Genomic DNA, 17,103 nt, shown 5'->3' with positions numbered 1-17,103 from the left:
AGGGCCGGGCAGCGCGGTGCCGCTGGGTTCCGCATCCGGTGTTTTTGTGGGCGCAGCCGGGAGCGGCCGCGCGGCGGGATCAGAAGAAGTCGGCGTCCAGCGCCATCACGGCGTCGTCGTCCTGCGCGGCCACCTGCAGGTGTTGCTCGACCTCGGGAAACAGGTGCGCGAAATAGAAGCGGGCCGTGGCCACCTTGGCGACGTCGAAGCCATCGGACTGCCGCGCGTCGATCCTGCGCTGCGCGATCGAGGCCATGCCGATCCACTGCCACGCGAGGGCCAGCACACCGACGATGCGCAGGCAGCTGTGGCCGGACGCGCCGACCTGGTCGGGGTGCGACGGTGCCCGAGCGATCAGGTGCCGGGCCAGCGCCTCGAGGCGCGCGCACAGCGTCCGCGTCTGCGCCACCCAGGGCTGCAGCACCGGGTGCGCCTCGTGCTTCTCGAGCACCTGGTGCACCACGTCCAGGAACCGGCGCAGCCTGGCGCCCCCGTCGCCGAGGATCTTGCGACCGAGCAGGTCCTGACCCTGGATGCCGTTGGCCCCTTCGTAGATCTGCCCCACGCGCACGTCGCGGAGGTACTGATGAACGCCGCTGTCGTCCAGGTAGCCCCAGCCGCCCATGACCTGCTGTGCCAGGGTGGTGCTGGCGTAGCCGTTGTCCGTCGCGAAGGCCTTGAGCACCGGCGTGAGCAGCGAGACGAGCTCGTCGGCCTCGCGGCGCACCGAGGGCTCGGGGTGGAGCTTCGAGCGATCGACCTGCAACGCCAACCAGTAGGCCAGCGCGCGCGCGCCTTCCGTCCAGGCCTTCTGCACCAGCAGCATGCGGCGCACATCGGCATGCACGATCAACGGATCGGCGGCAGGCTGCGGCTCGGGCCTGCGCGCCCCGCCGAAGCCGCGTCCCTGCAGCCGCGTGCGGGCGTGATCGCGCGCCAGCTGGTAGGCCGCCTCGGCCTGGTTCACGCCCTGCATGCCCGTGGCCAGGCGGGCGATGTTCATCATCACGAACATGGCCGCCAGGCCGTTGCCGGCGGTGTTCAGCAATTCGCCGCGCGCACCGTCGAGCCGCAACCAGCAGGTCGGCGTGCCGCGGATGCCCATCTTGTCCTCGAGCCCTTCGCAGCGCACACCGTTGCGCTCGGCCGCGCCGGGCAGGTGCCGCGGCACGATGAACAGCGAAAGCCCCCGCGCGCCCTCGGGCGCACCCGCGATCCGGGCCAGCACGAGGTGGACGATGTTGTCGGCCAGATCGTGCTCGGCGGCCGTGACCATGCGCTTGAGGCCCGTGAGGCGATAGCTGCCGTCCGGCTGGGGAACGGCCACCGTGCGCAGCAGGCCCACGTCGGTGCCGGCCTCGCGCTCGGTGATGCACATGCTGCTGGTCCACGCGCCGCTGGCCAGGTGGGGCAGGTACGCCGCCTGCTGCGCGGCCGTGCCGTTGGCCCGGATGCATTCGTAGCCGCCGCGCGAGATGCTGTGGTACATCAGCCAGGAATGGTTGGCCGAGCCGATCAGCTCCGTCACCATATGGGTCAGCACCGTCGGCCACGCGCGGCCGCCGTGTTCAATCGCCGCGCCCAGGCCGGCCCAGCCCTTGCCCCGGAACGTGTCGTAGGCGGCCTTGAAGCCGCCGGGGGTGGCGACTTCGCCATCGCGCCAGGCGCAGCCTTCGCGGTCCGCGCTCTGGTTGAGCGGTGCGAGCACCTCTTCGGCGAAGGTCGCCATGTCCTCCATCAGCGCGTCGACGTCTTCGCGGGCGATGGCGCCGGGCAGGCGAAGCGCCTTCAGTTCTTCATCGATGCCGAGCAAATCGTTCAGGACGAAGCGCAGTTCGCGCAAAGGAGCTTTGTAGGACGCAGGAGGTGACATGCAAGAATGACGAGTGCGCGCGTTGGCCTTGGGTTGAAGTGAGGTTCGGGGCTCGCGGCCGCCGGCTGCCTTGGGTTGGAAGAAGTCTAGGAAATCGACCGGGCAGGCATGTTCAGTTTTCGGGACGCGCCCCGAGGCGTTGATTTCCCTGGGCAACGAGGCCCTCCTCCTTGCGTGCGCCATCCCGGTGTTCGCTTTTCAGCCATGACGACCGCCCTCAAACCCCGACGCAAGCCCTCCCAGTCACGCGCATGGATGACGTCCATCGCGATACAAGACGCCTTCGTGCTCCTGCTGCTGGAAAAGGGTTATGAGAAGACGTCGATGCGCGACATCGCCAACGTGGCCGGCGTCAGCGTCGGCAGCGTCTACCAATACTTCCCCGGCAAGGAAGCGGTCGCGGCCATGACCGTGCGCACCTGGGTGCGCAAGCTCTCGACCGCGCTGTCCAGCGCGGTGGACGACGTCGTCCAGGCGGAAGGCAAACGCACGCTGAGCGAGATCACGCGTCTGCTGGCGCAGACCCAGGTGCACACGATGCTGGAGGGCGGCGGGCGTTGGCGGATGCTGAGCTCCATCGAGCGCCGTGTCTCGCCGCAGCTCGTCTACAACCGCCTGTACCAGCACAACGTCAACCTCTTCGGCAAGGCACTGTCGAGCGCGGTGGACTGGCCCGAAGGGCTGCACGATGCGCGCGTGGCCTTCGGCGCCTACACCGTCGTCGATGCTTTGGTGAAGCAGACGCTGCTGGTGAGCGCCGCCCTGCCGAGCGCGGACGTCATGGTGGAGGAGGTTCTGCTGGCATTGGACGGGTATCTGCAAGCCGTGCGCCAAAGCCACGCGCGCCAGGAATGAGCGCTGGCCCGAATATGCGAGTGGGGGTGCCCAAGCCGGTCAGTGCGGCCATGCTCATGCAGGCCGTCTCCGAATTGATGAGTACAGACGTCACCTCGCAGTTCAATGCGACGACCACGCCAAGGGTCGTGATGTCACCGCCACCATCCGCCATCGTCCCACAGGCCTGAATCCTCGATCGCCTGTCGCGCGAGCTTGTGCTCGCGGGCGCTTTTCAACCCCACCATCAGGCGCTTCAGGGGGCCGGGCTGACGCAGGAGACTCTGGATGTCACCGTGCACCAGCATTGGCATCTGAAACATGGCCAGGCTTTCGAGCGCCGGTGCAGAGGCCACCCAGCTCAGGTCCTTCAGCCCCACGTTGTTGAGGACGATCAGCGCCAGATCCTCGAGCGCAGCCAACGAGGGCAAGCTGGCAAGGTGTGGCTGATCTTGCGCGGTCAACCTTTGCAGCGTCTCCAGTTGGCTGACGACCGACAGGTCCGACAGATCCTTGATCCGCAGCAGTGCCAGGTGTCTCAGGGCGTTCAGGCCCGCAAGCGTGTCCAGGTTCTGCGCGCTTCCGAATCCCAGTTGAAGCGTATGCAGGTGGGGAAGATGCCGTAGAAAGACCAGGTTCGACAGCGGCATCCCCATGAGGGACACCTCATTCAAGGTCGACAGCTTTCCAATCACCTCGAGGCCTCGCGTGTGGCCGGCAACAACGAGTTTCCTCAGATGGGAAAAGCGCTCCAGCCCGAAAAGATCGGTCTTCTTCGTTTTCGTCTTGCCAATTCTGAGTCTCTGCAGGTCTGTGGGCACTGCGCTCAACACATCCAGTGAATCTGCTTCGTACACATCAAAGACGAACTCCTTCAGCTTCGGCAAGGCCTCTACGGCATGCGTGTTGCTGACCCGGGTGAGGCAGTCAAGGCTCAATCTTTCGACATGGGGCATGAGCCTCAGGCAAGAAAGATCGCACACGCGCGCGTAGCTTCCATACATCCGCCATGTGATGTCCGGCCGATGCCTGAAGAGATCCTCGTTCAGGATTTCCAGCAGCGAAGGCGGCACCTCCTGTGCGGCGGAAAATTGCAGGATGGACACCTCGCCGTTTGCGGCCAGTTGCCGGACCTGTTTTCTTGTCCAATCAAGCTTCAGTTCGATTCGTTCCGACATGGGGTTGACGTTTTCAATGGATCAAAAGCCGGCGAGTGACCGGCATGCGCTGCGGACGACGATTCAGCGCCGCACTGACCGGCCGCGCCCGATGCCGTAGTACGCGATGCCGGCGGCTTCGACTTCGGCGGCGGCGTAGAGGTTGCGGCCGTCGAAGATCGCGGGCGCCTTCAATGTGCTGGCGATGCGCGCCAGATCGGGGCGGCGGAACACGGGCCATTCGGTCACGAGCGCCAGCACGTCGGCGCCTTGCAATGCGTCTTCGGGCGTGTCGCACCAGCGCACATCGCCGCGCTCGCCGACGATGGCGCGCGCATTCGGCATCGCCGCCGGGTCGTGCACCTGCACGTGCGCGCCCGCCGCCCACAAGCGCTCCAGCAGCACGAGGCTCGGCGCATCGCGCATGTCGTCGGTGTCGGGCTTGAAGGCCAGGCCCCAGAGGGCGATGGTCTTGTTCGCGATGCGGCCTTCGAAGTGATGCGTCATCAGGTCGAAGAGGCGCCCCTTCTGCTCGTGGTTCGCGGTCTCGACGGCCGCGAGGAGGCGCAGCGGCTGCCCTTCGCGATCGGCCGCATGCCGCAGCGCCCGCACGTCCTTCGCCAGGCACGAGCCGCCATAGCCCGCGCCCGCTTGCAGGAAGTCGGGGCCGATGCGCCGGTCCGAGCCGATGCCGCGGCGCACCATCTCGATGTCGGCGCCCGCATGCTCGGCCACGCGCGCCATCTCGTTCATGAAGCTGATGCGGGTCGCGAGCATCGCGTTGGCGGCGTACTTGGTGAGCTCGGCGGAGCGCCGGTCCATCACCAGCAGCTGCTTCGCCGGGTCGCGCACGAAGGGTTCGTAGAGCCGTGTCAGCAGGTCGATGGCCGCGGGGTCGGTCGCACCAATCACCACGCGGTCGGGCTGGCGGCAATCGCGCACGGCCGAGCCCTCGCGCAGGAACTCGGGGTTCACGGCCACCGCGACGCGGTGGGCCGCACCGCGCTGCGAAAGCGCTGCGCGCAGCACGGCCTCGACCTGCTCCGCGGTACCGACCGGCGCGGTGGACTTGCAGACGACCACGGCATCGCGGTCCCGGTGCTGCCCGATGCTGCGGGCCACGGCCATCACATGCCGCAAGTCGACATCGCCTTGCGCATCGGCCGGCGTGTTGACCACGATGAAGAGCGCGTCGCCATGCAGGCTCGCGACGCGCTCGTCGGCCGTGAAGCGCAGCCTCCCCGCCGAGAGGCCTGCGGACACCAGCGCCTCCAGCCCCGGCTCGTGCAGCGGCATCCGGCCCTGCTGCAGCCCCTCGATGCGGCCGGCATCGGCGTCCGCGCACAGCACCTCGTGCCCCGCTTCGGCCATGCAGGCGGCGAAGCTGAGGCCCACATACCCGGCGCCGAAGATGGCGAGCTTCATGCGCAAGCCCCTCCCTTCAGGCACTGGCAGCGGCGGCGGTTGTGAGATAAAAGCAGGATGCAAGCCTTCAAAACAATGTCCCGACAGGAAAATTCGATGATGCCCGATCACGTTGCCGCGCGTTGCGCGCTGGTCCTGGAGACCAACAACCTGCGCGGCGGAGCGGATGCCGAAGCCGCCGCAAGCACCAGCCTGCAGCGCCTGATCGCCCTGTTGGCGAAGCAGCAGTTGCCGCTCACGGCCCTGGCCCAGGTGGTCATCACGCACGACGGGCTGAGCGCCGCAACGTGCGAGGCCGTCACGGCGCTGGCGGGCCGCCCCATCGACTTCGTTCGCATCGACGCCGCCACTGGCTACTACGACGCCAAGAACGTCGGCTTCGCGGCCACCGATGCGGCGCGCTGCGATCACGTGGTGTTCGCCGATGCCGATTGCCTGCCCGACGACGACTGGCTGCTGCAGATGCTCACGCCCTTCACGCGCGGCGCCGACGCGCCCGCGGTGGTGGCCGGCCGCACGAGCTACGCGGCCAGCATCGTGGGCACCGCGCTCACGACCATCGACTTCATGTATTTCCCCAACGCCGACCACGCGGGCACGACGAGCAACTTCTACGCGAACAACGTGGCCTTTCGCCGCGACGTGTTCGAGCAGCACAGCTACCAGGCGCTCGATGGCGTGTACCGCGCGCACTGCCAGGTGCTGGGCATGCGGCTGAAGGCGGCCAACGTCCCCATTCACTACGCGGCCGCGGCCCACACCGAGCACCGCCTGCCCGACACACGCACCGAGGCGCTCAAGCTGCGCTGGATGCGCGGACAGGACACGTATTCGCTCACGCCGCACCTCTTGCGCAGCTATGTGTCGGCGCGCTGGCAGTGGCTCGCAAAGAGCGGGCCGATCGGGCCGCTGTGCGTGCTGTTCACGCGGCTGGGCTTCAGCGTGCGCGCGCTCAACCACCAGGACCTGCCGCCCCTGCGCGGCCTGCGCTGGCTCGCGGGCGTGGCGCTGATCGTGGGTTTCTCGGCCATCGACATGCTGGGCGCCTTCGCGCGCGGCATCGGCCTGCACACGACGGGCCACACGAGCGCGGATGCGCAGGCGCTTTCGTACCATCGCCCGACATGAACAAGAAAAACATCCTCGGCCTTCTCGTGCTGGCCGGTGCATGCGCCGCGGCGGGCGCCGCCGACTTCACGGGGCGCGGCGTCTTCAACTTCAAGTCCGACAGCGGCTGCCCCTTCTCCGCGCTCGCGGGCCCCGCCAACGAGTGCAACCACCTCGCGCTCGACGATGCCGACACGCGCGCCGCACTCGACAGCGCGGCGCACACCCTGCGCTTTGCGAACCCGCGCAGCTACGGCCGCAAGACCATCGTGGGCGACGTGCTGCTGCAAGGCTCCGGCCAGTCGCGCCACAGTGGCCAGCGCGTGCCGCTGACCTTCCATGCGCTGCTGAGCCGCTCGGGCAACGGGTGGTCGGTGAGCAGCCATGCGCACTCGCCCGTCGGCGGCGAGTTCAGCGACATCCGCATCGACCCGTACCAGGTCGTGGTGATCGAAGGCGGCGCCGAGCGCGTGGTGCTCACGCCGGCGCAGATCGCCGAGACGCTCTCCAGGCCCTCGATCGCCGCTCGGCTCGCCAACGAATTCGTGCAGGTGCGGGACAACCGCAAAGGCGGCGCCACCGATGCGGACATCACCGTCGGCCTGGGGTTGGGCCGCGCCTCCAAGTCGGTGGCACGTGCGCATTTCCACGCGTCGGGGGCCAAGGGCAGCGAGCTGTCCGAGGCGATGCGGCAAGGCGATTGGTCGCTCGAGTTGCAGGCGTTGAGCGGGCAGATTCCGCGCCAGGTGGTGCAGCGCGACCTGTTCCTCTATGGCCTCGAGTCGCAGTCGCTGCTGCTGCCGCTGATGCAGCGTGGCTTCCACAAGAACGAGAAGCTGGTGCTCGGTGCCGCGGGCGGCAAGGGCTACGTGCGCTACGACGGCCAGCAGCGCGAGTTCGCCGGTGCCGATGCATCGGCGCGCGCCTTCCTCCAAGGCAGCTTCATCGGCCTCGTGCTCGGTTGGCAGCAACTGCAGCCGCAGACCCCGGTGGCCAAAAAAACCGATGGCCGCTGACACCGCCCCGGCGAACGCGGCATTCGACTGCCTCTCGCCGCCGCAACTGCGTGGCTGGCCGGCGCTGCAGGCCCGGCTGGTGCACCACATCAAGCGCGCCGCATTGCGCCAGATGCATGCGAGCCGCGCCGGCGAAGTGATGTTGTTGCGCCTGTATCTGATCGGCGAGGAATCGTCCGAGCAGGCGCTGCAGCGCGAACTGCGCACCAACGCGCCCGAGTGGCTCACGCGCCAGCTCGACCAGCACCTGGCCGACGAGCAACTGCATGCGCGGCTTTTCGCCGATGCCATCGTCGCGCGCGGCGGCACCGCGCAGGCGGCTGCATCGCCGGAAGCAGCGCCGAAGCCCGACTGGCTGAGCCAGCGCAAGCTCGCGCGCTGGCAGCGCCTGATCCAGCGCCATGCGCCGCACTTCGCGCACGGTGGCCTCGTGCCGGCCTATGCGATCGGCCTCGCCGCCGAGCAGATGGCCTCGCGCATCCTGCAGCGCCACTGCGCGCTGATCGGCCCGCGGCATGCGCTGCACCCGCTGCTCACGCGCGTGCTGGCCGACGAAGACCGGCACATCCGCCTGTGCAGCCACACGCTGCAGCGCTGCGTGGCGCCGCACGAAGAAGCACGGCTCGCACAGCTGATGCGCGAGGTGCGCGACACCGAGCGCGGCTTCGGCATCACCGGCGCGCTGGGCATGTACCTCGCGGGCGTGGCCTTGCGCCTGCGCCCTGGCCGTGCGCGGCCGGTGGCGGCCTGAGTCCGTCGATGCCGCCGCGCATCGTCTACCTCGCGACCGCGGACGCGCGCGGCCACCTGATGCGCGCGCAGCTGCTCACGCATTCGCTGCGCGCCGCGGGCGCCTGCGTGCAGGTGCTCACCACCTCCGACGAAGGCGCGCGTTTTCTTGCCGGCTTCGGCATCGAGGCGCCGGTGCTCTCGCGCCACTACGCGGTGCAGTTCGACCGCGAGCAGAACATGCTGCGCCGCGAAACCGACCGCAACGTGGCGCACTACGTGTTCCGTCCGGAGCGCATGCCGCGCGACATCCTTCGGCTGCGCGCGTGGTTTCGCGATGCAGATCTGGTGGTGAACGATTCCTTTCACCCCGCGCTGCTGTTCATGGGCTGGATGCCGGTCTGGCGGCGCAAGGTGGTGCATGTGTACGGCGCGAGCCTGCGGCACGCGCTGCAGACCAACTTCAGCGGGCGCATGCCGGCGTGGATGGCGAACATCTTCGGCCGCATCGTCGCATGGCAGATCGACCGCAGCCGCGCGCGCATCGCGCACGATTTCGCCTACGGCGAGCCGCAGGCCGACGGACGCGGCGGCCACCGGCTCGCCACGCCGGTGGCCGTGGTCGGCGCCGACACGGAAGCGCACGACGACCTCGCGCCGCAGGCCGCCGTGTACCTCAACCCGCATTTCAAGGAAGCCGCACTGGCCGACGGCCTGGAGCGTGGGCTGGCCGAGGCGCGCACGCCGGCGCATCTCGTCGGCGAAGGCTATGCACAGCGCGCGGGCTGGCACGCGCAGGACGAGCACTGGATCGAGAGGGCCGCGCGCAGCGCCTTCATCGTCTCCGCGCCCGGCATGGCGGCGCTGTCGGTCGCGGCGGTGTACCGCAAGCCGATCCTGCTGCTCCTGACCGACCAGCCCGAGCAGGCGATCAATGCGCAGCGCGCCGCGCAAATGGGCCTGCACCATCGCATCGTGGTGTGGCGAGGCCACACCGAGGACTTCGCGCGGACCGTGACGACGGCTGCCCACGAACTGATCGCGCTGGCCGACGACGGTAGCGGTCCACAAGCGGCGCAGAGAGGCCGCGAGGCCGCCATGGCCCGACTGCAGCACTGGACGGTGCTGCTCCACGGCCTCGCGGCTGCGCCGCCTGTTCGATGAATGAACCACCGAGGAAGCTGCGCCCTTCGATGCAGAAACTCCTCGACGAAAATTGCCGGGTTCAGGGACTCAATGTCCTCTGGATTCAACGGGGGACGAGGATCGACGCTGCTGGATCAGCATCGCCGTCATGCCGCCTGTGACGATGGCCAGCCCGGCAATGGCTGTGGCGCTGGGCCGCTCATCAAGGACCAGCAAAGCGAGCAGCGTCGCTGCGCCGGGAACGAGTGCAGCGAACGTGGCACCGACGGCTGCGCCCAGAATTTGGACGGACTTGCTGAAAAAGAACAAGGCCACCGTAGAGACCATGACCCCCTGATAGAACGCCTGCACACCGATGTCGCCCAGCGGCGCTTGCAACAGGTGCAGCCCGCGCGTCGCGAGATAGGCGGGCAGGTAGATGATCATCGAGAACACCGAAACGATGGCGGTGGCGTGAAGCGCCGATGCAGAGAACTGCTTGGACGAGACTGTGTAGATGGCCCACAGCAGCCCGCCCAGAAGAAAGATCAGGTAGGCCCACGGCGAGGAGCGGACGGCGCTGAAATTGTGGAAGCCGACCAACGCGACCCCGAGGATGATCAGCGCAATGCCCGCCGTCTCCCTGCGCGAGAGCCTGGCACCGAGTCCCCAGGCACTGATGAGCGCCGAGAACAGGATCATGCTGCCAGGCGTGACCACGGCGAACTGCTCCACCGGCGCCATGCCGAGGCCGAAGGCGACCACCAGCATGTAGGGCGCGCCAATGCCGGCGGTCATGAGCGCGATGGCTGTCCAGCTCAGCCCCATGAGGCCCCGTCGTACGAGAAACGGCAGCAGCATCACGCCCGAGACCGTGTACCGGATGCAGGTGATGTCGTAGACGTCCAATGCCGTGTGAGTCAGCCCGAAGCGAGTCACGACCGGAAAGGCGCCCCAGATCAGGGCCGAAGCAAGTCCGAACAGCACACCCACCCATCGACGATCGATGCCGAGTTGGGAAACTGGCGGTGAGGCAGAAAGCCGAGTCATCGAGTGGGGTTCCTTCAGAACGATGCCAGTGTCTTGCCTGGCGCCGCGGGCATCGCCTGCATGGCGGACGGATTATCATTGACAGTATTGTCAAGTTTGACGTAGTTGTCAAAAATAGAAAGCGCGAGGATTTCTCATGGCAGGAGTCAGGCAGTTCGATGAGGCCAAGGTGCTGGACGCCGTGCTGGACGTGTTCTGGCAAAAAGGCTGGCGGGCCACGTCCATGGGCGATCTGGCAGAGGCCGCCGATGTGCAGCGTGGTTCGCTCTATCACGCCTATGGCGGCAAGGAAGAGCTGTTCTTGCTGGCCTTCGAGGCGTACGCCACCAGGTTTCTGGACAACGCGCGCACAGCCCTCGACAAACCGCGCGCAGAGACGGCGTTGCGCGCCTTCTTCAAGGTCGCGATCGCCAACATGACGCAAGGCGTACCGCCTCGGGGCTGTCTCACCACGAAGACGGCAACGGAGGTCGATGGTGCAGGGCCGCGCATCCAGGCGCGGCTGCGTCAGTTGCTCGATGAACTCCAGGTCGTCGTGTCAGCCGCCATGTCGAAGGGAGACATGTCGACACAGCTTTCGCTGTCCCCCAAGGAAACCGCGCAGGTTGTCATCACATTCACCCGAGGCCTGGCAGTGATGGAGCGCGTTTATCAGAATGCGCCTTCTCTGCATCGGATGGCCGACGCGGTGATCAAGGCCTTGGTTCCGAATGTGAAGCGCCGAACGAGCTGACGCCGTTGCACGGAGCCGCCGGGTGCAGGCGTCGACCGGAAAGGCTCAGCGGTTCGAGCATCGCCTGACTCCGCGCGAACAAACGGTCATGCGCTGGATGGCTGCCGGAAAGCCGCAGGCGGAAGCCGGCATCCAGCATGGGCCTTTCCGAACGCAACATCGAGAATCACCTGCGGCGCGTCCGCCGACGTTTGGGGGTCACGACGACAGCCGGAGCTGTACGCATGGCCATCCGATCCGGAGAGATCACTCCGTGAACTCCAGCCCCTCCGTCAGGCTTCGAGTGACCGCCACCGGCAGTTGCTCGACAGCCGAAGCCTGAAGGGGGAGGAAGGCGCGCCGCCGGCCATGCACTTGGCCCGCGAGGCGCTCACTGTCATCATCCGCTTCGCGGGCCCGGCGCCTTGGCGGCTGCGGCCATTCGGACACCCGAATGAGAGGAGTCAGCGATGGCAACCTACAGGAGCGCATTGCCGCAGCTCGGCGATGATTTCTTCATGACCGACGGCGGCATCGAGACCACCCTGATCTTTCTGGAGGGACAGGAACTTCCCGACTTTGCCGCCTTTCACCTGCTCCGAACGCCGGAAGGCGAAAGAGTGCTGCGGAAGTATTTCCGGACCTACGCGGCGCTGGCCAGAAGCTTCGACGTCGGGCTGATTCTGGAAACCGCAACCTGGCGGTCCAATCCAGACTGGGGGAGCAGGCTGGGCTACAGCCCCGAGGAGCTCGCGGCGGTCGACCGGCAGCTGGTGGGTCTGCTGGAGGACATCCGCGATGCCTACCAGACCCGCCAGACGCCGATCGTCATCAGCGGATGCCTTGGACCTCGCGGCGACGGCTATGTCCCGGACCGTGCCATGTCGGTGCGCGAAGCGCAGGACTACCATCGTGCGCAGGTCGAGACCTTCGCCGGCACCGCGGCCGACCTGGTGACCGCCATCACCATGAACTACGTCGAAGAGGCGTCGGGGATCGCGCTGGCCGCAAAGCAGGCGAGCGTGCCCGTCGTCATTTCCTTCACGGTGGAGACCGATGGCAGGCTGCCGACGGGGCAGTCCCTGGCGGACGCCATCCAGCAGGTGGACGGCGCCACCGCGGGTTATCCGGCCTACTTCATGATCAACTGCGCCCACCCCAGCCACTTCCAGCAGGTGGTGCATGGCGACGCGCCGTGGGCCGAGCGGATTCGCGGTCTGCGCGCGAACGCCTCCAGGATGAGCCATGCCGAGTTGAACGAGGCGCCCGAACTGGATGCGGGCGACCCGGTGGAGTTGGGGCAGGCCTATGCCGCGCTCAAGATGCACCGGTTGAAGCGCCTCAATGTCATGGGCGGTTGCTGCGGCACCGACGACCGCCACGTCAAACAGCTTGCAATGGCCTGCCTGCCCTTGTTCCGGGGCGTGGTCTAGCCGTTCACCCAGGGTTTGCACCTGCCCGCCCATCCGGCGATTCAGACGGCCCCTGCGTCTGCGATCCGGATCGTCGGCCGGTCGCGCCACGCGCCGATGCATCAAGCCTCGTGAAATCAACGTAGGCGCGGGCTCAGCCCTCTCTTGACGCCGGGAGCCGTGTGCACAGCTACGTCCGCTTCGCAGCTCTTGCGGTGCATGTCCAGTTTGTCCAGAGATAGTGGGCCTGGCCTGTAGCGCCGCCAAGTGTCCGACCGCCATACTTCGCACCGTCGCCCCAGTCCCCATGCGCTGAAGCCGACGAACAGTGATCCATTGCGGCCGGCCTGGCGTAGGAGGAAGAGACTCTCCTCTTGCACCCACCGCCATGCCCCAAGCCTCGAGCACCTCCACTGCCATCCATTGGGCTGAACAAGGCCTGGTGCCCGACGGCGCCGTTCGGCTGGGCGTGCGGCGGCTGCTGCGCCAGCGCCTGGTCGAGCTGGACAGCGGCGCCCCGGAAGCCGTCGCCCTGCGTTCGGAGGCATTTTTCGACGGACTGCAGGAGGCACCGTTGGCCCTGCTGCCCGAAAAAGCCAACGAGCAGCACTACGAGTTGCCCGCTGAGTTCTTCACAGGCGTGCTGGGCCCTCACCGGAAGTACAGCTGCTGCTGGTGGCCTGAAGGAGTGCAGACGCTCGAGCAGGCCGAGGCGGCGGCCCTGGCCGAGACCTGCGCCCGCGCCGGCCTGGAAGACGGGCTGCGCATTCTGGAGCTGGGCTGCGGCTGGGGCTCGCTGAGCCTGTGGATGGCCGAACACTTCCCGCGCGCCCACATCACGGCGGTCTCCAATTCGCACTCGCAGCGGCTGTTCATCACGGCCGAAGCCGCGGCACGCGGCCTGGGCAACCTCGAGGTGATCACCTGCGACTTCAATGATTTCGAGACCGGCGAGCGCTTCGACCGGGTGGTGTCGGTGGAGATGTTCGAGCACCTGCGCAACTGGCCGCGCGCCTTTTCGCACGTGGCCCGCTGGTTGAAACCGCAGGGGCGGTTCTTCATGCACGTCTTCGTCCACCGCGAAGCGCCCTACCCGTTCGAGGCGCGCGATGCCAGCGACTGGATGAGCCGCCACTTTTTCTCCGGCGGCATGATGCCGAGCGACGATCTCGCCCTGCGCTGCCAGGACGACTTGCGCCTGCTGCACCGCTGGCGCTGGGATGGCCGCCACTACGCGCGGACCTCGGCCGCCTGGCTGGCGCGCATGGACGCCCGGCGGGTCACCCTCATGCCCCTGCTGGCCACCGTCTACGGAGCGCGCGACGCGCCGGTGTGGTGGACCCGCTGGCGGCTCTTCTTCATTTCGGTGGAAGAGCTGTTCGGCTACGCCGAGGGCGGCCAGTGGTGGGTCGGTCACTACCTGTTCGAGAAACGGTGATGCTGTCGCTCGCATGCCTGGGTCTGGCGATCGCCCTCGGCCTGGCGTTGCCGGTCTGGGTGTTCAGCGTCGTGGTGCGCGACGCCAGCCTGGCGGACCGGATCTGGCCCCTGATGATCGCGGCGCCGGCCCTGGCCTACGCCGGCGCCCATGCCCGCGCGCTCGACGCCCGCAGCGTCTGGGTGCTCGGGCTGCTGCTGATATGGGCTTGCCGGCTGGCGCTGCACATCGGGCGTCGCAACTGGGGCCACGGCGAAGACCGCCGCTACCAGGCCATGCGTGCGCGCAACGAACCACACTTCGGACTGAAAAGCCTTTACCTCGTGTTCGGGCTCCAGGCGGTGCTGGCATGGATCGTCGGTTGGCCGCTGCTGGCCGCGTTCGCGCACCCGTCGCCCCTGTCCTGGCTGGATGTGCTGGCCCTGCTGCTGGCCGGCGGCGGTGTGGTCTTCGAGGCCGTGGCCGACGCCCAGCTCGCCCGCTTCCTGCGCAACCCGCGCCGCGAGGATGCGGTGATGGACCGCGGCCTCTGGGCCTGGTCGCGCCACCCCAACTACTTCGGCGAGGCCTGCGTCTGGTGGGGCCTTGGGTTGGCAGCGCTGTCAGCGGGCGGATGGGCGGTGGCGTGGTGCCTGGTGTCTCCGCTGCTGATGACCGTCCTGCTGCTCAAGGTGTCGGGCGTGGCGCTGCTGGAGCACGACATTGCCGAGCGCCGGCCCGCCTACCGCAGCTACGCGGCACGCACCAGTGCCTTCATCCCCTGGCCGCCGCGGCGTGGCGCCCGTCCATGAAGCACCGGGCCTTGGGGCTGATGCTGGCACTGGCGACCTGCCTGGCCGTGGCACAGGAAGGTGACGAGGAAGCGGGCGAATGGCACTTCACCGCCATGCTCGATGGCAAGCCGATCGGGACCCATCGCTTTGTCGTCGGCGGCACGGCGGCGACGCGCAGCGTCGACAGTCGTGCCCTGTTCACCGTGCGCATGCTCGGCATCCCGGTCTACCGCTACCGGCACCAGGCCGAGGAGCGCTGGGCCGGAGACTGCCTGCGTGAGCTGCGCGCCGAGACCGACGACGACGGCACCCGCCAGCAGATCGCGCCGCGCTTCGACGGCGACTGCCTGATGAGCTTTGCCTACTGGAATCCCCGGCTGGTGAAACAACAGCGCCTGATCGATCCCCAGACGGGCAAGGTCGAGCCGGTCCGCTTCGAGCCGCTGCCCGATGCGACCCTCGAGGTCCGCGGTCAGCCCGTGCGGGCGCGCGGCTGGCGACTGCAGGCGGCGCAGCAGCGCATCCGCATCTGGTATGCCGCCGACAGCGGACGCTGGATCGGGCTCGACGCTGACACCAAGGGCGATCGCCAACTGAGCTACCGACTGACCTCTCCTGCACGGAGCACCCCATGAAGCCATCCCCGCGTACCTTGCTCGCTGCCTACCTGTGGGCGCTCGGGTGTTTTCTGGTGCTGGATGCCGTCTGGCTGTCGGTCATGGGGCCGCGCCTGTACCAGCCTGCGCTCGGTCCGCTGATGGCGCCGCAGGTCGACTGGACGGCGGCGGCGCTGTTCTATGCGCTCTACCTGGTCGGCCTGGTCGTCTTGGCGATCGCGCCGGCACTGGAGGCTGGCGAGCCCGCCGTGGCGTTGCGTCGCGGCGCGCTGCTCGGGCTCGTGGCCTACGCGACCTATGACCTGACGAACCAGGCCACGCTGCGCGACTGGCCCTGGGCCGTCACGGCCGCCGACCTGGCATGGGGCACGGCCGTGAGCGGCGTGTCGGCGTGGGTCGCGGCGCGCATCACATCCCGACCAGCGCGCCGAAGAAACGCGCAATAGCCCCGTCGAAGCGCAGCCGACCGTCCAGCGAGGCCAGGCAGATGCACTCGCTGCCGTCCTGGACCACCGGCTGATGGTTGATCTCGGCATCGGCCGCATCGAAATCGCCGGGGCCGAACAAGGCCCGGCCATCGTGGAAGCGGCCGTGCAGCACCTGGGTGAACTCCTGCCCCTGATGCGTGTGCTGCGGCAGGTACTTGCCGGCCGCGATGCGCAGAAGAAAGACGTTGGCCTCCGGGGCCTCGGGCACGGTCACACGGCTCCAGCGCATGCCGGGACCGATCCAGCGCCAGGGCGTGGCACTGCAGTGAGCGAGCGCACGCGGCCAGCGCGCGCTGGGCGGCAGCGGTGGGGGCGCGCTGACCCGCACGCGAGCGGGTTCAGCGGGTTCAGCGCCTTCGTGCGCATCGATCCGGGCCCAGGTGCACGACAGCGCGTCATCGGCAAGCGGGACCGCTTCCAGGTCATCGAGCAGGATGCCGCCCATGGCATCGAGTGCGCGCGCGCGCTCGCGGCACAGCGGGCACAGTTCCAGGTGGCTGGCCAGGACCAGTCGCATGCCAGCCGGCAAGTGGCCGGAGGACCCGGCCAGCAGCAGGTCGTCGTCGGGGTGGTGTCGGATGTCCATCGTCAATGTTCCAGCAGGCGGCGCAGTTGGGCGACCGCCAGGCGCACGCGCGACTTCACCGTGCCCAGCGGAATGCACAGCTGGGCCGCGATGCGGGCATGCGGCGCGTCTTCAAAATAGGAAAGGTGCAGCACCTGCTGCTGCTCGGGCGGAAGCTGGCGCAGCGCGCCGCGCAGCCGTTCGCTCAGGCGCGCGTCGTGCAGCTGGTCTTCGACGGTCGGGTCATCCGACTGGAGCAGGTCGAAGTCGAACGCGTCTTCAGACGACTGCACACCCTGGCGCCGCCGCAGCGCGTCCACACGCAGGTTCCGCGCGATGGCGAAGATCCAGGTCGTGGCGGCCGCCCGGGCCGGATCGAACAGCGCGGCCTTGCGCCAGACCGTGACCAGGGCCTCCTGGGCCAGCTCTTCGGCCTGGATGGCCGGGCTGCCGCTGTGCATCAGGTAGTGCTTGATGCGCGGCGCGAAATGCGAGAACAGCTGCGCGAACGCGTCCCGGTCCTGCCGCTGCGCCACGGCGGCCATCGCCTCGGCCCAGAGGTCGTCGGGCAAGGCAGATGGCTCGGAATCGGGGGAGACAACGGTCAAGAGGGACGCTCGACGACTGCGGGGCAACGGAGTGCCCGCAGAGGGGTTGGACGGATCAGGAGCCGCGGTCATGTGCTGTCATACGCAAGGAAGCCGCGTTCGGATCATCGCAGCGACACGGCGGTAATCCAAACGGCCATTTCCTGCGTACAGGCAGCACGACCCGACGGAGAC

The 17,103-nt window shown here is 68.0% G+C and carries 18 protein-coding genes; 12 read left to right on the top strand and 6 right to left on the bottom strand.

What is annotated here, in order from left to right; genetic code table 11:
- Positions 1 to 79: 79 nt before the first annotated feature.
- A complete protein-coding gene (locus VHAB30_RS06390; RefSeq protein ID WP_159276209.1) occupies positions 80 to 1,843 on the bottom strand; it encodes an acyl-CoA dehydrogenase C-terminal domain-containing protein in 1,764 nt (587 codons plus the stop codon).
- Between the two features lie 234 nt (positions 1,844 to 2,077).
- Here VHAB30_RS06390 and VHAB30_RS06385 point away from each other — a divergent pair, with 234 nt between their 5' ends.
- The gene (locus VHAB30_RS06385) at positions 2,078 to 2,728 is read left to right on the top strand and encodes a TetR/AcrR family transcriptional regulator (RefSeq protein WP_159276208.1); all 651 of its coding nucleotides are present in this window, start codon (positions 2,078 to 2,080) and stop codon (positions 2,726 to 2,728) included.
- Positions 2,729 to 2,862: 134 nt separating this feature from the next.
- On the opposite strand, the gene VHAB30_RS06380 is transcribed toward VHAB30_RS06385, so the two are convergent.
- Both VHAB30_RS06380 and VHAB30_RS06375 read right to left on the bottom strand, forming a co-directional pair.
- Positions 2,863 to 3,885, bottom strand: a complete 1,023-nt coding sequence (locus VHAB30_RS06380; protein WP_159276207.1) for a hypothetical protein — start codon at positions 3,883 to 3,885, stop codon at positions 2,863 to 2,865.
- Positions 3,886 to 3,948: 63 nt separating this feature from the next.
- Positions 3,949 to 5,289, bottom strand: coding sequence for a UDP-glucose dehydrogenase family protein (locus VHAB30_RS06375; protein ID WP_159276206.1), 1,341 nt, complete (start codon positions 5,287 to 5,289; stop codon positions 3,949 to 3,951).
- A gap of 96 nt (positions 5,290 to 5,385) precedes the next feature.
- On the opposite strand from VHAB30_RS06375, the gene VHAB30_RS06370 reads away from it, so the two are divergent.
- From VHAB30_RS06370 to VHAB30_RS06355, 4 genes are read left to right on the top strand one after another with little or no spacing between them, the layout of a single operon-like run.
- Positions 5,386 to 6,417 (top strand): glycosyltransferase, encoded by a 1,032-nt coding sequence (locus VHAB30_RS06370; protein ID WP_159276205.1) that lies wholly within the window; start codon positions 5,386 to 5,388, stop codon positions 6,415 to 6,417.
- Positions 6,414 to 7,412 carry a hypothetical protein gene (locus tag VHAB30_RS06365; RefSeq protein ID WP_159276204.1) on the top strand — a complete coding sequence of 333 codons (999 nt, stop codon included), beginning with the start codon at positions 6,414 to 6,416 and terminating at the stop codon, positions 7,410 to 7,412. Before VHAB30_RS06370 ends, VHAB30_RS06365 begins: the two co-directional genes overlap by 4 nt.
- Positions 7,402 to 8,163, top strand: coding sequence for a hypothetical protein (locus tag VHAB30_RS06360; protein ID WP_159276203.1), 762 nt, complete (start codon positions 7,402 to 7,404; stop codon positions 8,161 to 8,163). Before VHAB30_RS06365 ends, VHAB30_RS06360 begins: the two co-directional genes overlap by 11 nt.
- Positions 8,164 to 8,171: 8 nt before the next feature.
- Positions 8,172 to 9,305, top strand: a complete 1,134-nt coding sequence (locus tag VHAB30_RS06355) for a hypothetical protein (protein WP_159276202.1) — start codon at positions 8,172 to 8,174, stop codon at positions 9,303 to 9,305.
- A 69-nt stretch (positions 9,306 to 9,374) separates the two neighbouring features.
- Here the strand turns inward: VHAB30_RS06355 and VHAB30_RS06350 are convergent, their stop codons facing one another.
- Positions 9,375 to 10,316, bottom strand: coding sequence for a DMT family transporter (locus VHAB30_RS06350; RefSeq protein ID WP_159276201.1), 942 nt, complete (start codon positions 10,314 to 10,316; stop codon positions 9,375 to 9,377).
- 136 nt (positions 10,317 to 10,452) lie between these two features.
- On the opposite strand from VHAB30_RS06350, the gene VHAB30_RS06345 reads away from it, so the two are divergent.
- From VHAB30_RS06345 to VHAB30_RS06315, 7 genes are all read left to right on the top strand, one after another.
- Positions 10,453 to 11,049, top strand: a complete 597-nt coding sequence (locus tag VHAB30_RS06345; RefSeq protein WP_159276200.1) for a TetR/AcrR family transcriptional regulator — start codon at positions 10,453 to 10,455, stop codon at positions 11,047 to 11,049.
- Positions 11,050 to 11,186: 137 nt separating this feature from the next.
- Complete coding sequence (locus tag VHAB30_RS06340) at positions 11,187 to 11,306, top strand: LuxR C-terminal-related transcriptional regulator (RefSeq protein ID WP_235926458.1); 120 nt, start codon at positions 11,187 to 11,189, stop codon at positions 11,304 to 11,306.
- 192 nt (positions 11,307 to 11,498) lie between these two features.
- Positions 11,499 to 12,461, top strand: coding sequence for a homocysteine S-methyltransferase family protein (locus VHAB30_RS06335; RefSeq protein WP_159276199.1), 963 nt, complete (start codon positions 11,499 to 11,501; stop codon positions 12,459 to 12,461).
- A gap of 367 nt (positions 12,462 to 12,828) precedes the next feature.
- The gene (locus VHAB30_RS06330; protein WP_159276198.1) at positions 12,829 to 13,878 is read left to right on the top strand and encodes an SAM-dependent methyltransferase; all 1,050 of its coding nucleotides are present in this window, start codon (positions 12,829 to 12,831) and stop codon (positions 13,876 to 13,878) included.
- On the top strand, positions 13,878 to 14,669 hold the full coding sequence (locus VHAB30_RS06325) for a DUF1295 domain-containing protein (RefSeq protein WP_159276197.1): 792 nt from the start codon (positions 13,878 to 13,880) through the stop codon (positions 14,667 to 14,669). Before VHAB30_RS06330 ends, VHAB30_RS06325 begins: the two co-directional genes overlap by 1 nt.
- Entirely contained in the window at positions 14,666 to 15,286 is a 621-nt protein-coding gene (locus VHAB30_RS06320) for a DUF6134 family protein (RefSeq protein ID WP_216850698.1), read from the top strand. Before VHAB30_RS06325 ends, VHAB30_RS06320 begins: the two co-directional genes overlap by 4 nt.
- Positions 15,283 to 15,714 (top strand): DUF2177 family protein, encoded by a 432-nt coding sequence (locus tag VHAB30_RS06315; RefSeq protein ID WP_159276196.1) that lies wholly within the window; start codon positions 15,283 to 15,285, stop codon positions 15,712 to 15,714. Before VHAB30_RS06320 ends, VHAB30_RS06315 begins: the two co-directional genes overlap by 4 nt.
- On the opposite strand, the gene VHAB30_RS06310 is transcribed toward VHAB30_RS06315, so the two are convergent.
- Entirely contained in the window at positions 15,677 to 16,342 is a 666-nt protein-coding gene (locus tag VHAB30_RS06310) for a ChrR family anti-sigma-E factor (protein WP_159276195.1), read from the bottom strand. The two genes, VHAB30_RS06315 and VHAB30_RS06310, sit on opposite strands and share 38 nt — an antisense overlap.
- 2 nt (positions 16,343 to 16,344) lie before the next feature.
- Positions 16,345 to 16,893 (bottom strand): sigma-70 family RNA polymerase sigma factor, encoded by a 549-nt coding sequence (locus tag VHAB30_RS06305; protein WP_235926456.1) that lies wholly within the window; start codon positions 16,891 to 16,893, stop codon positions 16,345 to 16,347.
- Positions 16,894 to 17,103: the final 210 nt, after the last annotated feature.

It is taken from the genome of Variovorax boronicumulans (assembly GCF_009811375.1).
In the GTDB taxonomy this organism is placed as follows: domain Bacteria; phylum Pseudomonadota; class Gammaproteobacteria; order Burkholderiales; family Burkholderiaceae_C; genus Variovorax; species Variovorax boronicumulans.
This window is presented reverse-complemented; position numbering and strand designations above follow the sequence as displayed.